The organism is Leyella lascolaii (genome assembly GCF_900079775.1).
GTDB classification, from domain to species: Bacteria; Bacteroidota; Bacteroidia; order Bacteroidales; family Bacteroidaceae; genus Prevotella; species Prevotella lascolaii.
The window spans coordinates 65,267-80,682 of record NZ_LT556042.1; the positions used below are offsets into that span (position 1 = coordinate 65,267).

The following is a 15,416-nucleotide window of genomic DNA, read 5'->3' on the forward strand; positions in this document are numbered from 1 at the left end:
CTAAATTATTGTCAAACAATGGAATTTTTCATATAAAATTTGAATTCAGGGATTAACTTTTAGCTTCACAAGCTCTATTTTTGACATGGTGCTCTTTATTATCTTGAACTCGAACCTACCGGCATGAACCACCTCATTGAGTTTCGGAAAACTCTGGTACACGCTCAGTATGAGTCCTCCGACGGTCATATATCCGTCGCTCTCGGGAAGATCTATGCCGAACATCTCGTTCACCTTGTCTATCTCCAGTCTTGCGGAAAGCAGATATTCGCCCGGCGCGGTCTCCCTTGCTATATATTTGGCATTGTCGTGTTCGTCCTCAATCTCACCGAAAATCTCCTCCACGATGTCCTCAAGCGACACTATCCCGCTTGTTCCTCCGAACTCGTCAACAACCACTCCGAGACTCTTCTTCTGCTGAAGGAAGATACGCATGAGCCCGCGTGCCGTCATTGTCTCCGGCACGAAAGGCATTTTGTATATGCAGTCCTGCCAGCGGTCCGGATTGCGGAACATCTCCGAACTGTGCACATAGCCCACTATATGGTCTATGTCCCCGTTATAGGCAATGATTTTCGAGTTGCCGCTCTCGATGAACTTCATAAGCAGCGATTCGTTTCCGTCGCTGTTTATATCCACCGCGTTTATCTCCGTACGGGGCACCATGCAGTCGCGCACCTTGACGTCCGAGAACTCCAGGGCATTATGGAATATCTTCACTTCCTCGTCTATGTCGTCCTCACTTCCGGCATTTTCAATGCTCGACTGCACAAGATAGTCGAGGTCTACCTTCGAAAAGCCTTCGTCGTCGTATTCCTTCCCCATCCGTATTCCGGCGAAGCGGAGCATTGTCTTTGACAGGAACGTGGAGAAACGGCTTATAGGCCATAAGACAAGATAGAAGAAATATGCCGGGATGGCGAACACGGCAAGAAGACGGTTGGCATTGTTCTTGAACAGGACTTTGGGAAGGAACTCTCCCGTAAAAAGTATTATCACCGTGGACAGCACCGTGTCGGCAGGTACCGTGAAAGCCGCGTCCATACCCTTGAAGAGCGTGTTGTCAAACAGTCTGGCTATGAGTATGCCGTACATTACAAGCACGATGTTGTTGCCGACAAGCATCGTACTGACAAATCCGTTGGGATGTCTGTAGAACAAGGATATGAGTTTCTGGGTCAGACTACCGTGGTTCTTGTCCATCTCCACCAGCATACGGTTGCTCGAGACAAAAGCTATCTCCATGCCGGAAAAGAAAGCCGACATGACCATCGTCACAAATATGCCGGTCAAAAGAGGAATATCAGTTTCCAAAATATTATGTTATGATTAATTTTTCAAGTATATAAGTCACTGCCGCAAAGCACGGTTATCTCGGTGCGGCAGGCAGTTTGCGCTGCGGAAGTGCCTGCGGGCGCAGTTTTGCCTTTGCCGTGTCAGGCAGCGCGATTGTAGTATCGTTCTCCTCGTCGGATATGTCGCCTTTCACGAAAGAGCCCGAGCTCTCGGACACGTAATATCTTGTCATGCGCTCGTCACTCCGGAAATATCTGCCCTCAAGCGTCCGCTCAGGTGTCACCACACGCGACGGGGCATACGAATAGAACTCATGCTTGCCCTCATCCCAGAAAAGCTGGCTTCCGGTATAGATTATACCGTTCTTGTTGTGCACCGTCACGCGGCTGCGAAGCTCCCAGACGCGCTTCTCGTCATAATAATAAGCGGTGTCGCACTGTATATATGCCTGCACATGGAACTTCTCGTCAAACTGCTCGAAGAACAGTCCTTTCTCGAATATCCAGCGCGAAGGCTGGCGGGTCTGATTCACCTCCCAGCGTTCTGTCACAATACGGTATTTTATTATTCCGGAATCGGATATGAGCGTATTCACGCCATAGCTCGTCATCATTGACACCGAATCACGGTCGTGAATGGCTGGCGCAGTATGTTCCTTCTGCTTGTTGCACGAGGCAAAAAGCACCGCACCGGCAAACAGGACAGATATGTGAAAACCGCGGATATCCAATTATTCAACTCCCTTACGTTAGCCTCTGCATACCGGCAGAATCAGTCCATCTTCCACTTTGCGAACCAACGCTCGTTGAACAGAAGCCCTATGTTGATGCGGAACGAATTCTCCTTTATGAACATTTTTGAGTCCTGTCGCACCCACTGAGCCGAAATGTTCAGTATCGAACGGTTGTTTATCTTGTTTATAATAGGTATTCCGAATCCGGCACTGACGCTATATTCCTTAGGACCGTCATGCCCGTTTATTTTCACATAAGGCGTGGCGTAAGACGCACCGAATCTGTATCTCACCCGCTTGAAAAAATTACGGCTTGTCTCATCAGGACATACCTCTCCACCGAGGGTGAACTTATGTCTGTCGCTGAACATGTTGTCAGAAAGCACGTACTGCGGAGCGTCGTTCACAACGGTATATACCGGATATTTGTTTTTTGACCACTGCTGAAGCGAATAATCGAATCCCACTTTCAGTTTTCCGGCATGATCCCACATAAGTCCGGCTCCGTACATAGTCGGGATCTCAAGTCCGTTTTTCACGGAGTAGCTCGTTGTGTCGGCGACATAGGTCTGTGAGTTCGTCGAAATGACCAGACACTCCGGATCGGCTCCGAGCTTGTGTCCCGGACTGTAGACCAGACCTAATGTCAGTCTGTCCTTTTTCGACAGCTTGGCTGTGTACTGTAGTCCGACGTCAAGCTTATAGCTGTTCACCGAGGCGGTGTAGTATTTGGACAATGTATTGATGTAGTTGTCTGAATAACTGTTGCTCACGGTACGGTCGTAGCTTCCCCACAGATAAGAGATATTGGCACCGATGGAAAGTCCTTTGAACGGTTCCCATCCCATACCGAAATAAACCTGATGGAAGCCTCCGCTTCCGGAATAAGTGTTTGTGTACACAACCTTGTCCTCATCAGTGATGTCACCGAGTGTCTGATTGTTTGAATAGCTGTATCCCACATTGGAGAACGGCAGAAGACCGAGGCTTATTCCCAGATGGCGTGTCAGTCTGAAGCCTGCCATGATATATTCAAAACTGCCGTTATTGGCGTTTTTTCTTACTCCGCCTTCCTCATAGTTGGTAATCTGACCGGATATTCCCGCATCAAGAATGAAGCTCAATGAATCGACAGATGAATACGACGCCGGATTCAGCACGTTCAGCTGATTGTGCTCACGGAAGCCGAGTCCCAGTCCGTTCATGCCGCGTGAGAAGCCTCCTGCATTCTCGCTGAGAACACCGAGTCCGTACTGGCTGTATGGTGAATTTGTACCGCTCTGAGCATATGACGCCATCGTCATGAGTCCGAAAAAGGAAGCGATAAAGACTTTTTTCATTTTCTAACTGATCTTTTGTAAGAATACTGACCGGAAACATGTTGCCGCGAGCCGGTTCTCCACTATCCGACAAACAAGTGGTTGCAAAATTATTGAAAAATTTCGAAATAAACTCACGATAAGTGGGAAATATAAGTTATTTTTGCATCGTGAAACGTTTTATATCTCTTTTAGGATATTTTTCGCTGCTGGTTTGCCTGTCATACGCAAACAACACATCGGCACAGCCACACGTTGAGTCCGGTCTGGACATGGATTCTGTGGAAATAAGCCTGCTCACATGCAGGCCGAGGCAGAACGTGTACAGTCTTTACGGGCACACCGCCATAAGAGTGCAGGACAAGCAGAACCAGCTTGACATAGCCGTGAATTACGGTATGTTCTCGTTTGAAAAGCCTTTTTTCATCCTTCGTTTCGTGTTCGGTCTGACGGACTATTCAATGGATATCGAGGATTTCGAGGCTTTCAGGATATATTACGCCACAAGGGGCGCAGGGGTAAGGCAACAGACCCTTAACCTGACAAAGGACGAGAAGAAAGCCATCATAGACGCTATCATTAAGAATTATGAGCCGCAAAACCGCGTGTACAGATATAATTACTTTTATGACAACTGCACCACAAGAGCGCGCGACATCCTGCTTGACAACATCAACGGCACCATAAGATACCGGACGAGGAACAAAAACAGCGAGTCATACCGTGAGATGATTCACGCATACAACGAACATCAACGCTGGGCGAGATTCGGAAACGATTTGCTGCTTGGCATAAAGGCGGACTTCCCTACTGCCCATGAGCAACAGCAGTTTCTTCCCGACAACCTCAGAAAAGACTTTGACAACGCTGTAATAATAGACAAGGACGGAGGGAAAAGACCCCTTGTCAGCGACAGCACGTGGGTAGTTCTTCCCGGCATACAGCCCGAATGGAGCGGTTTTCCGCTGTCCCCGACGTCATGCGCCATAATCTTTTTCGTCGTAGTAACGGCTTTTTCCATTTACGAAAGATGCCGAATGAAGATGCTATGGGGTATAGACGTTCTGCTGATGTCGCTCACAGGAGCATGCGGCATCATTCTTTTCGCCATGGTGTTCTCGCAGCATCCTACTGTCAGTCTGAACCTTCAGATACTGCTTCTGAATCCGTGTTCGCTGATATTCCTGTATCCTACAGTGAGATGTTTGCGCAGAAACGTCATTCACGTATGGCTGAAAGCATGGGCTGTCTTGATTGTACTGTTCCTGCTCGGAGGCTTCTTCCAGCACTACGCAGAGGGAATGATAATTGTGGCATCATCTTTGCTGATAAGATATATATTGAAATTTGACCAAATAGTGCGCACCAGAAAATGAACAGATATTTATCGGCGATAATAATACTCGCCGCCCTTACAGGCAACAACGGACTACAGGCACAATCGCTGAAGCCAGCCCCAAGGCTGGTGGTAAATATCATTATAGACCAGCTGCGCACAGACTACATAGAACATTTTTCGCCCCTTTACACGCCCGACGGTTTCAGGAAACTGCTCAATCAGGGCTGTGTCTATGAAGCGGCAAGATATACTTTCTCGCCAGTAGACCGAGCCTCGGCAATCGCATCCATAAACACGGGCAGCACACCTCAGTATAATAATATTGTAGGGACGCAATGGCTGGACCGCGCCACACTACGTCCTGTCTACTGTACAGATGACGACAAATACGGCGACTCGCCTCAAAAGCTGTCGACATCCACCATAGGCGACGAGCTCAAAGTAGCCACCCGAGGCACCGCGCTCGTATATAGCATCGCACTGGATAAGGACGCAGCCATTCTTGCGGGAGGACACGCAGCTGACGGTGCGATATGGATAAACGGGAAAAACGGCAGGTGGACCACATCGACATACTACTCTGAAGCCTCCCAAAATCTTATAAAGGCATATAACAGCACCAACAAATACGCTGCCGACAACGATGCCGTGGCAGACTTCTCCCTATCGTGCGTGAACGACATGGCAATGGGACGCGACGACATTACAGACATGTTGTCAGTAGTATTGTCCGCCAAAGGCAAGGACGAAGCCAACTGGCAGACAGAGATGGAGATTCTTTATCTCAAGCTGGACAAGATAATCGCGACACTTGTAAGGAAAATAGAGGATTCCGTCGGAAGCGACAAAGTGCTCTTCATGCTCACCGGCACCGGTTACACAGACAACGAGCCGGTGGACTATCAGAAATACCGCATCCCCACAGGGACGTTCTACATCAACCGCACGGCAAACCTGCTGAACATGTATCTTGGCGCAATTTACGGTCAAGGCAAATATGTAGAGACGTGCTACCACAACCAGATATACATCAACCGCAAACTTCTCGAGCAGCGTCACATCAGTTTTTCTGACGTCATCTCGCGTTCCAAGGAACTGCTCACACAGGCTGCGGGAGTGCGCAACGTGACCACCAGCCCGTACAACCCTTCTGTAAGCGGAGACCTGCTCATAGAGGTCGCACCGGGATGGAAGCTTCTCAACGAAGACACTCAGGAGAACTACATGGTCAGGGCAGCCTTTGTTCCGTTCCCAATAATATTTTATGGCGCGGGAATAAAGGCTGAGCATGTGTCGACTCCCGCAACAGTGGACCGCATCGCGCCCACCATTGCAAAAGCCATACGCATAAGAGCGCCAAACGCATGCTCCGTAGCACCGCTGCGATGAATGCGGTAAGGCACATCCGACAATCAGGCGTGACACCATGCCCACGCCTCTCCGCCATGCCACATGTCATGGCTTCACCTATATATTATATTACACTGAATAAATAAAAAACGACATCATAATGAATTTTAACAAATTTTTACAGTCGCTGTTCGGCAACAAATCAACCAGAGACATGAAACTCATACAGCCGCTTGTGGAAAGCGTGAAGGCCGTGTATCCGGAGATAAAGAAGCTGAGTAACGACGAACTGAGAGCCCGAACCAAGGAAATACAGGCTTATGTGCAGAACTCCGCAAAAGAGCAGAAGGACCAGATTGAGGCTCTGAAAGCAAAAATAGAGGACACGCCTATAGACGAGCGCGAGTCCATCTTCAACGAAATAGACAAGCTGGAGAAGGAAGTGCTGAAGATATATGAGAAAGCTCTCGACGAGGTGATGCCCGTGGCATTCAGCATCGTGAAGGATACGGCACGCCGCTTCGCTGAGAACGAGGAGACCGTTGTCACTGCCACAGACTTCGACCGCGAGCTTGCCGCAGACCCGAAAAAGGACTTCATCACAATAGACGGTGACAAGGCGATATACCACAACCACTGGACAGCCGGAGGAAACGACCTGAAATGGGAAATGGTGCACTACGACGTGCAGCTCTTCGGAGGTATCGCGCTGCATCAGGGAAAGATAGCCGAGATGGCGACCGGTGAGGGAAAGACGCTCGTAGCGACACTGCCGGTGTTCCTCAACGCGCTTACCGGCAACGGAGTGCACGTTGTCACAGTGAACGACTATCTTGCCAAGCGTGACTCAGAGTGGATGGGACCGCTCTACATGTTCAACGGTCTGTCGGTGGACTGTATCGACAAGCACCGCCCAAACTCTCCGGAACGCCGCAAGGCATATGAGGCTGACATCACGTTCGGTACGAACAACGAGTTCGGTTTCGACTACCTCCGCGACAACATGGCAATCTCGCCCGCCGACCTCGTGCAGCGCAAGCACAACTACGCCATTGTCGACGAGGTCGACTCCGTGCTTATCGACGACGCCCGTACGCCTCTCATCATCTCCGGTCCGGTGCCTAAAGGCGACGACCAGATGTTCGAGGAGTACCAGCCGCTGGTAGAGCGTCTTGTGGACGTGCAGCGCAAGCTCGCCACACAGTTCCTTGCCGACGCGAAACAGAAAATCAGCGAGGGACAGGAGAAGAACGACCCGAAACTGCTCGACGAAGGTTTCACGGCTCTCTACCGCTCACACAAGGCTCTGCCGAAGAACAAGCCGCTCATCAAATATCTTTCTGAGGAAGGAATAAAATCCGGTATGCTCAAGAAAGAGGAATACTACATGGAGAACAACAACCGCCGCATGCCGGAGGCTGTAGAACCGCTCTATTTCGTGGTAGACGAGAAACTGAACAGCTGCGACCTCACAGACAAAGGTACGGAATGGCTCGCAAAACAGGTGAACGACAAAGACCTGTTCGTGCTTCCGGACATCACGTCGCAGCTCTCGGCACTCGAAAACGAGACAGGTCTCAGCGAACAGGAGCGTCTCGACAAGAAAGACGACATGCTCAACCACTACGCCGTGCAGAGCGAACGTGTACACACGCTGCAGCAGTTGCTCAAAGCCTACTGCATGTTCAATAAGGATGACGAGTATGTTGTCATCAACGGAGAGGTCAAGATTGTGGATGAGCAGACAGGACGAATCATGGAAGGACGCCGCTGGAGCGACGGACTGCATCAGGCGGTGGAGGCAAAGGAGCACGTGAAAGTGGAGGCTGCCACACAGACGTTCGCCACAATAACGCTCCAGAACTACTTCCGTATGTATCACAAACTTGCCGGTATGACCGGTACGGCGTCCACCGAGGCAGGCGAGTTCTGGGACATCTACAAGCTGGACGTGGTAGAGATACCTACCAACAAGCCCGTCATCCGCAACGATATGGACGACCGCATCTACAAGACAGCGCGCGAGAAATACTCTGCCATCATTGATGAGATTGTGGAAATGCGCAACAGCGGACGCCCCACCCTCGTCGGTACGACATCCGTAGAAATCTCCGAGCTTCTGTCAAAGATGCTCAGCATGCGCAAGATACCGCATCAGGTGCTTAACGCGAAGCTCCATCAGAAAGAGGCGGACATCGTAGCCGAGGCTGGACGCAGCACCATGGGAACGGTAGAGATAACAGACGAGAACGGTGAGAAACACACCGAGGAGCGTCTTCTCGGTGCGGTGACCATAGCCACCAATATGGCAGGACGCGGTACCGACATCAAGCTTACACCTGAGGTCAAGGCTGCAGGAGGTCTCGCCATCATAGGTACCGAACGCCACGAGAGCCGTCGTGTAGACCGCCAGCTGCGCGGACGTGCAGGACGTCAGGGCGACCCGGGAAGCTCAGTGTTCTATGTGTCGCTCGAAGACAAGCTCATGCGTCTGTTCGCGGCAGAGCGCATAGCCAGCGTCATGGACCGTCTCGGATTCAAGGAGGGCGAACGCCTCGAGAGTCCGCTGGTGTCAAAGAGCGTGGAGCGCGCACAGAAGAAAGTGGAGGAAAACCACTTCGGAATACGTAAGCACCTGCTTGAATACGACGACGTGATGAACAAGCAGCGTACCGTAATCTATGAGAAACGCCGCCACGCTCTCATGGGCGAACGCATCGGAATGGACATCACCAACATCATATGGGACCGCGTGGTGAACATCATAGAGACCAATGACTATGAAGGATGCCGCGAGCAGTTCCTCAAAGTGCTGGCTATGGAATGTCCGTTCACCGAAGACGAATTCGAGAACAACAGACACCCCGACCTCGAGGAACGCGCCTTCCAGGAAGCCATGGCGGCATTCAAGCGCAAGACAGACCGCATACAGAGTGTGGCATGGCCAACAATAAAGGAGGTAGAGGAGACTCAGGGCGAGATATACGAGCGAATCATGGTGCCCATAACCGACGGCAAGCGCGTATACAACATACCGTGCAACCTCAAGGAGGCATACCGCACTGAGGCCAAGGATGTGGTGAAGCAGTTTGAGAAAGCCATCATGCTCCACATCATAGACGACTGCTGGAAGGAGAACCTGCGCCAGCTCGACGACCTGCGCCACAGCGTACAGAACGCCTCATACGAACAGAAAGACCCGCTGCTCATATTCAAGCTCGAGAGCGCGAAGCTGTTCGACTCCATGGTTAACGACATGAACAACCGCATATGCAGCATACTCACACGCGGACAGATACCTGAGATACAGCGCGTGGAAGAGGCTGCTCCGGAACAGCGTTCGCAGCGTTACAACGAGCAGAAGGACGACCTGACCGACAGAAACCAGCAGGCTGCCGCCAACCGCGACACACGTGAGTCGGCACAGCGTCCGAACACTCCATACATAAAGGACAAACTGCCAGGACGCAACGACCCGTGTCCTTGCGGAAGCGGCAAGAAATTCAAGAACTGTCACGGACGCGGGCTTGTGTGAAAACAATGCCATACTTATCTGTAAGACATCAACCAACGTGACAATGAAAGCGGGGCGGCAACGGGCTGCTCCGCTTTTTATAATCCTGACCGTCAGCAGGACGGCAGCAAGAGATACGGATGAAGCCAGACAATCCTTACTGATAAAAACATAAGGAACACTACGTAAAAGGCACTGCCGTCCATCATTCCGTCACCATACGGCTCACTGTATATTTATACAGAACCACAGTCGAATCTGCATATTAATTCATCGTAAACCTCGCGAGAACCGTTTATTTACATCCGAAGGTATTACCGGACGCAAATACGCGAGTTTTACGCACATTGATATAATCAATTATATATCAGCATATTACACAAACAAGACATCGGAAAAGGCAACTCCGCAATACGAAAAAGGCTTTTCCGCACCGCAAGAAAGCCCGTTTGGGGACACGGAAAAGCCCGTTCCGGCATGTCAGACGGGCTTTTCCACACAACGGTTACGGCACTTCAGCACTTAAACAGCCATATAAACGTCATGAGTTGCGTACCGGAAGAGGTTGTTTTGGCGGAAATACTACGTCCGTCAAGGCTCCATACCCAGATACAGAACCGTATAAGACAACCGCACGCGCTTCTGTTTCGGGTTTTCATTCTGTAAAAAACAATCACTTGAAAAGGTGCATAAATATTCATTTCCGCGTTGTATGCAACGTATGGATTACGTCTGACATGCGTTCCGCCACGCATTGCTAACAACAAAAAAAGAAACGTCTGAACAGATGTAAGGGTAAAATATATTATCTTTGCATAAGATAAGATGCGGTTCGGCAGTATCAAGTAATGTGAAACTATGTTTCCCATTATTGATTCTGCACTCACCTTTCATCATCTTTGCAAAATATAAGCTACACTCTGAAAACGTAAGGACAATCCGTCGGGCGATACGGACGGACAACCGGCATGACCGGCATGCAACAAGAAAAGACATACCGAAAGTAAAATGGAAATAAACATAAGCAACCTGAAAAAGAAATACGGCGACAAGACTGCCGTCGACATCTCCGACTTCAACGTGCCGAAAGGGCAGATAATAGGTCTGCTTGGCAACAACGGTGCAGGAAAGACCACGCTCTTCCGCCTTATGCTCGACCTCACAGAAGCAAACGAAGGAAGCGTCTGCATGACGTTCGACACTCCAACAGAGAGCAGCACGGACGCCACTCTGAAGATTGACCCTTCCGAAAGCGAGGAATGGAAGAGATACACGGGAGCATACATAGACGAGAGTTTCCTCATAGATTTCCTTACACCGGAGGAGTATTTCGGTTTCATAGGCCGTGTATGCGACATGACGAAAGAGCAGACACAGGAACGCATGGACAGCTTTGAGGCGTTCATGGGCAACGAGATTCTCGGACAGAAGAAATTCATACGCGACTTCTCGGCAGGCAACAAACAGAAGATTGGAATAATAGCGGCGATGCTCAACCGCCCGCAGCTGCTCGTGCTCGACGAACCGTTCAACTTCCTCGACCCGAGCAGTCAGATGATGCTGAAAAAGATTATCAGAGACTACAATCAAGAAAGCGGTGCAACAATATTAATATCAAGCCACAACCTCCAGCACACGGTAGACCTGTCTACACGGGTGGTGCTGCTGGAGCACGGAGTGATAATAAAAGACCTGTCAAACAGCGACGGAAGCGCCGAAAAGGAACTGGAGGACTATTTCCGCATATAGGAGGCGGAACGATGAAGGCGCACCGCATATATGCCAAGACAATAGGTGCAGGCTATGATGACATACACCAACGCCACACGCGGCACACTCATGCGTATGCCGTCTATCGAGGCGCCGGGCAGAGAGGCAACAAGCTCCAATCCGCCGTTTAGCCACGACACAAGCCTGAGAAGCACCTCGCCTGCCCACCCCTGCAAAACAGGCAGAGGAGTAAGGGCAAACAGAATGAAAGTGAAGTAGATAATGAGAGTCGTGAGCGGGACGGCAATAATGTTGGTAAGAATGAAATAGCACGAGAAACGCCCGAAATAATAGGCTATGAGAGGCGCGACACCCAACTGAGCCGCCACTGACACCGACGTCAATGCCCACAGCCTGCGGAACATGCGGACGCCCCACACACGCCGACCGGAAAGACAACGGTAGAAAGGATTGTAGAAAACCAATATGCCGATGACCGCCATGAAAGACATCTGAAAGCCCACATCCCACAGATAAAGAGGATTTGCCGCAAGCATGACTACGGCTGCGAAGGAAATGGTGTTGAGCGACATCCGGTCGCGGTTGAGCATGGAGACGAGCGAACACAGGCTGAACATTGTTGCGGCACGCACCGCGCTCGCCGGCAGACCTACCATGAAGACATAGCCCCAGATGGTCACCACAACAGCAGCCTGCCCCATAGCGTTAACCCGGCGGCGGGAAAAGAGGAGTGTGAGAATGAAGTATATTATGCCGAGATGCAGTCCGGAGAGGGCAAGGACGTGAGACGCACCGGTCACGGAGTAGGTTTCTTTCAGTTCACCGGTAAGTCCTGACTTGTCGCCGAGAGTCATTGCGGCTACTACAGCACGCTCTTCGGCAGACATGCCGCGCAATGAGTGTATGCGGCTGAGAAGCGACTCGCGCATGCGCATGGCTCTCAGCGAGATCCTGTCCGTACGCGACAGACTGTCAAGACTCACAGGAAGGCTCTGCCATGAGGACGGAAGGAGAAACGTTGTCGCCACGAATCCGTGGACCGACATCCATCTGCGGTAGTCGAAATTCGAGTCCGCATGATAATTCTCAGGCTCACGCAGCTCGGACACTATACGCATGCCATCGCCGACAGAGAGTCTTCGGGCACGCCCGTCACGCTCGTTGCATAGTATGCTTGCCCTTATCTTCCGGCGGACAAGCGCACCGTTGGAGACAAGAAGGTCGCATCTCACAACCTTACCGTGCGCCACCGGTCTGGACGCCACGACAGCCTCATAGCACACAGGCTTGTCTGGCAGCGTCATGCAGACATCGCCGAGCCGCGCCGTGACACGCCATGCACCGGCAAGAACAATGACTGCCATGATGACACAGCTCTGCGTTATGGGCCGGTGCCAGAGCGTGAATGACAACAGAAGCAACGCCACGGCAGACAGCATCCATACAGACTGCCCCACCGCTCCATACAGCGCATCGCCCGCGACTATGCCTGCAACGAGCATCAGAGCCACACGCAACAGCGGGAACTGCTGTATCCTACCGTTCGGCTTCATTCGTAATCATCAATCACATTGTTGATGAAGTCCATCATAGGCTTGCCAACCTTCAATATCTTCTCCATTTCTCCAAGCCACCGGTCGCCCTCGAAGAAAGTGTCAGGCACGGCTTTCCAGCAGCAGAAGTCTTTCATGCGCAGATATTCTATATGCTCGTAGTCGCGCGGAAAGCCGGAAGGACAGGTCTTCAGATGCTCCAGTCCGAATCCGCTGGCAGAGTCCCAGTCGCCGCATCCTGGACGTCCGAACATTTTAAGGAAGGCGTCGTTCTCCACGCATTTAAGCCATTCCCCGATATTACCCATAATCTCATTGCGGCACGAAGTGAGGATGTTGGTGGGCAGCCAGTAGTTGCCGCACGACACGAGGCAGTGTCCCGGTTCCAGATGAATGTAATATCCGCCGTGCAGAGCCTTCTTGCCATGAGCCGCTATATAGGCGCCGAGATGGCGTTTGTAAGGCGACTTGTCGGCAGAGAAACGTGTGTCACGATAGAAGCGGTAGGTGGCGTCCTTCACCGTTATGTGGGCGATGCTCGGGTCGAAAGCGGCTATCCGCGTGATGGCTTGAGCCACACCGTTCTCAAAATCTGTCCTCACCGCCGTGTATTCGTCCTTGTGTTCGGCAAACCACTGGCGGTTGTTATTTGCCGAAATGTCTTTCAGAAACTGAAGTATTCTCTTTGCATCCATTGTTGTCTGTCTGTCGTTTTAAATTTGTATTCGTATTTCCGTCAGACTGCGGTATTGAGCTGACAGTAAGCACAAGCGACACCGCGTCCGCTCACAGCCGTGACCCTTCCATGCACTTTGGACATACATCCGACAGTCCGCACTCTGAGCAGTGGGGCGAACGGCTCGTGCACACATAGCGTCCGTGAAGAAGCAGCCAGTGATGGGCGCGCGGTACGTCGTCCGCAGGCACATTCCTGAGAAGCTCCTGCTCCACCTTGTACGGCGTGTTGGCAGTGCGCGGCACAAGCCCGAGCCTGTGGCTCACACGGAAGACATGCGTGTCGACAGCCATAGCCGAACGTCCGAACGCCACAGCCTGCATCACATTGGCAGTCTTGCGCCCCACTCCCGGAAGCTTAAGCAGCTGGTCGAAATCATCGGGCACCTCTCCGCCATGACAGTTCACAAGCATGCGCGCCATCTCTACAAGATGTTTAGCCTTGGCGTTGGGATAAGAAACGCTCCTTATATATTCGAAAATCTCGTCGGCATCCGCCTCCGCCATGCTTGCGGCGTCGGGATAGCGTTCGAACAGGGCAGGTGTTATCTGGTTCACACGCTTGTCAGTACACTGCGCACTGAGTATAACAGCCATAAGCAACTGGAACACGCTGCCGAACTCGAGTTCGGTAGTGACCTCCGGTGTTCTGGCACGGAAATAATCGAGTACGTATCTGTATCTTTCTTTTTTAGTCATATTTTCAATCATTAAATACTTTTTCTGAGATAACGCAAACGAGGAAATAAGGCTTGCTTTCTATTTCCCAAGTGCAGCTTTATCTTATACAAAGATATGTATAAAAAATGAGATGGGATACAGAAAGAAGAAGATTTGTTATAAACTGGAGTACCACATAGATTATAAATTTATGATAGAATACAGACAATGGGAGTAAGACCTACTAATAAAGACCGAGTTACATTACCAAATCAAGCATCTTAAAAGAAATTATGAATGAACTAAAAGTAACATTCTGCCGTGAGTTAGGGAAAAGAAAAAAGGACTCACGTATTATGCGAATGACGCCTTTAAGGTTCTGTTAAAACAGACAGTTATATCCGCACAAAACACAGTATCGGTAAATTAAATAGCGGTGTGCAAACATTTAGCCTTTACACACCGCCATATCAAATATATCACTTCATTCAATTATCACCAAGGCTCTATGGCGGTATTCTTACCGTCATATCTTATCCTGATGGAATTGACACCCATTTTTTCAGTAGGACGTATTGTCTTATTTGAATACTCTATGGACTTGATCCTAATGCCGTTTCCTCCGAACATGGCGGCATCCTTCGAGGATGTAAAAATAAAGTTCACAATCATAGGCATTTTCATACCTTTGATATTCATCACCAACTCTACTGTTCCCTGCGCCTCTGTCATGTCCTTATTGAACACCATATATTTCATGTCGGGCAAACCAACGTCAAAGGCAAGCATTTCCGTTCCTTCATAATCACGGACTTCCACTTTTGCCCTTTTCTTTGACTTCTTTTCAATAACGGAAAAGCCGCCATCGGAAAGCAACTCCGCACTATTCATCGGCTCACCTTGTTTGTCCGAGACAGAGACATAAAGCGAGTTAAGAACAGACGAGGCGACCATCGGGCTGTACTCTTCGTCGTTGGAACATGAGCAAAGCACAGTGGAAGCGATGAGAACACTAAAAAGCATTTTGAATGTTTTCATAATGACTTAGATTTATATATATTTGAGAAATTGTTTTAAAGAGACCGACTTCCTTGTCTCCCGTGATAACCGGACACCATCATATGTGGTCTGTCAAGTCCTTTATAGAACAAATCGGCATAAATTTCTGACCACTTCATGCTTGACT

Annotated in this window: 11 protein-coding genes; 4 read left to right on the plus strand and 7 right to left on the minus strand. The window is 50.3% G+C overall.

Going from position 1 to position 15,416, the window contains the following annotated elements:
- Positions 1–45: 45 nt before the first annotated feature.
- The 3 genes from BN4609_RS09400 to bamG form a co-directional block, all read right to left on the minus strand.
- The gene (locus tag BN4609_RS09400) at positions 46–1,272 is read right to left on the minus strand and encodes a hemolysin family protein (RefSeq protein ID WP_206196550.1); all 1,227 of its coding nucleotides are present in this window, start codon (positions 1,270–1,272) and stop codon (positions 46–48) included.
- A 97-nt stretch (positions 1,273–1,369) separates the two neighbouring features.
- On the minus strand, positions 1,370–2,020 hold the full coding sequence (locus BN4609_RS09405; RefSeq protein WP_084791506.1) for an LPS export ABC transporter periplasmic protein LptC: 651 nt from the start codon (positions 2,018–2,020) through the stop codon (positions 1,370–1,372).
- A 47-nt stretch (positions 2,021–2,067) separates the two neighbouring features.
- The gene (gene bamG / locus BN4609_RS09410; protein WP_068856465.1) at positions 2,068–3,369 is read right to left on the minus strand and encodes a BamG family beta-barrel-assembly machinery protein; all 1,302 of its coding nucleotides are present in this window, start codon (positions 3,367–3,369) and stop codon (positions 2,068–2,070) included.
- 149 nt (positions 3,370–3,518) lie between these two features.
- Between bamG and BN4609_RS09415 the strand changes: the two genes are divergently transcribed.
- The 4 genes from BN4609_RS09415 (at position 3,519) to BN4609_RS09430 (ending at position 11,300) form a co-directional block, all read left to right on the plus strand.
- Positions 3,519–4,724 carry an Lnb N-terminal periplasmic domain-containing protein gene (locus tag BN4609_RS09415; protein WP_068856516.1) on the plus strand — a complete coding sequence of 402 codons (1,206 nt, stop codon included), beginning with the start codon at positions 3,519–3,521 and terminating at the stop codon, positions 4,722–4,724.
- On the plus strand, positions 4,721–6,076 hold the full coding sequence (locus tag BN4609_RS09420) for an alkaline phosphatase family protein (protein WP_068856466.1): 1,356 nt from the start codon (positions 4,721–4,723) through the stop codon (positions 6,074–6,076). Before BN4609_RS09415 ends, BN4609_RS09420 begins: the two co-directional genes overlap by 4 nt.
- 121 nt (positions 6,077–6,197) lie before the next feature.
- Entirely contained in the window at positions 6,198–9,572 is a 3,375-nt protein-coding gene (secA, locus tag BN4609_RS09425) for a preprotein translocase subunit SecA (RefSeq protein ID WP_068856467.1), read from the plus strand.
- 987 nt (positions 9,573–10,559) lie between these two features.
- Positions 10,560–11,300 carry an ABC transporter ATP-binding protein gene (locus BN4609_RS09430; RefSeq protein WP_068856468.1) on the plus strand — a complete coding sequence of 247 codons (741 nt, stop codon included), beginning with the start codon at positions 10,560–10,562 and terminating at the stop codon, positions 11,298–11,300.
- On the opposite strand, the gene BN4609_RS09435 is transcribed toward BN4609_RS09430, so the two are convergent.
- From BN4609_RS09435 to BN4609_RS09450, 4 genes are all read right to left on the minus strand, one after another.
- Positions 11,285–12,835, minus strand: coding sequence for a ComEC/Rec2 family competence protein (locus BN4609_RS09435; RefSeq protein WP_068856469.1), 1,551 nt, complete (start codon positions 12,833–12,835; stop codon positions 11,285–11,287). The two genes, BN4609_RS09430 and BN4609_RS09435, sit on opposite strands and share 16 nt — an antisense overlap.
- On the minus strand, positions 12,832–13,530 hold the full coding sequence (locus BN4609_RS09440) for a DUF2461 domain-containing protein (RefSeq protein ID WP_068856470.1): 699 nt from the start codon (positions 13,528–13,530) through the stop codon (positions 12,832–12,834). The genes BN4609_RS09435 and BN4609_RS09440 overlap by 4 nt, the downstream gene beginning before the upstream one ends.
- Positions 13,531–13,621: 91 nt before the next feature.
- A complete protein-coding gene (gene nth, locus BN4609_RS09445) occupies positions 13,622–14,269 on the minus strand; it encodes an endonuclease III (RefSeq protein ID WP_068856517.1) in 648 nt (215 codons plus the stop codon).
- 456 nt (positions 14,270–14,725) lie between these two features.
- Positions 14,726–15,268, minus strand: a complete 543-nt coding sequence (locus BN4609_RS09450) for a hypothetical protein (RefSeq protein WP_068856471.1) — start codon at positions 15,266–15,268, stop codon at positions 14,726–14,728.
- Positions 15,269–15,416: the final 148 nt, after the last annotated feature.

Coding starts and splice junctions, on each gene's coding strand:
- bamG (WP_068856465.1), bottom strand. CDS start 3,369: ATGAAAAAAGTCTTTATCGCTTCCTTTTTCGGACTCATGACGATGGCG.
- BN4609_RS09450 (WP_068856471.1), bottom strand. CDS start 15,268: ATGAAAACATTCAAAATGCTTTTTAGTGTTCTCATCGCTTCCACTGTG.
- BN4609_RS09440 (WP_068856470.1), bottom strand. CDS start 13,530: ATGGATGCAAAGAGAATACTTCAGTTTCTGAAAGACATTTCGGCAAAT.
- BN4609_RS09420 (WP_068856466.1), top strand. CDS start 4,721: ATGAACAGATATTTATCGGCGATAATAATACTCGCCGCCCTTACAGGC.
- nth (WP_068856517.1), bottom strand. CDS start 14,269: ATGACTAAAAAAGAAAGATACAGATACGTACTCGATTATTTCCGTGCC.
- BN4609_RS09435 (WP_068856469.1), bottom strand. CDS start 12,835: ATGAAGCCGAACGGTAGGATACAGCAGTTCCCGCTGTTGCGTGTGGCT.
- BN4609_RS09400 (WP_206196550.1), bottom strand. CDS start 1,272: ATGGTCATGTCGGCTTTCTTTTCCGGCATGGAGATAGCTTTTGTCTCG.
- secA (WP_068856467.1), top strand. CDS start 6,198: ATGAATTTTAACAAATTTTTACAGTCGCTGTTCGGCAACAAATCAACC.
- BN4609_RS09430 (WP_068856468.1), top strand. CDS start 10,560: ATGGAAATAAACATAAGCAACCTGAAAAAGAAATACGGCGACAAGACT.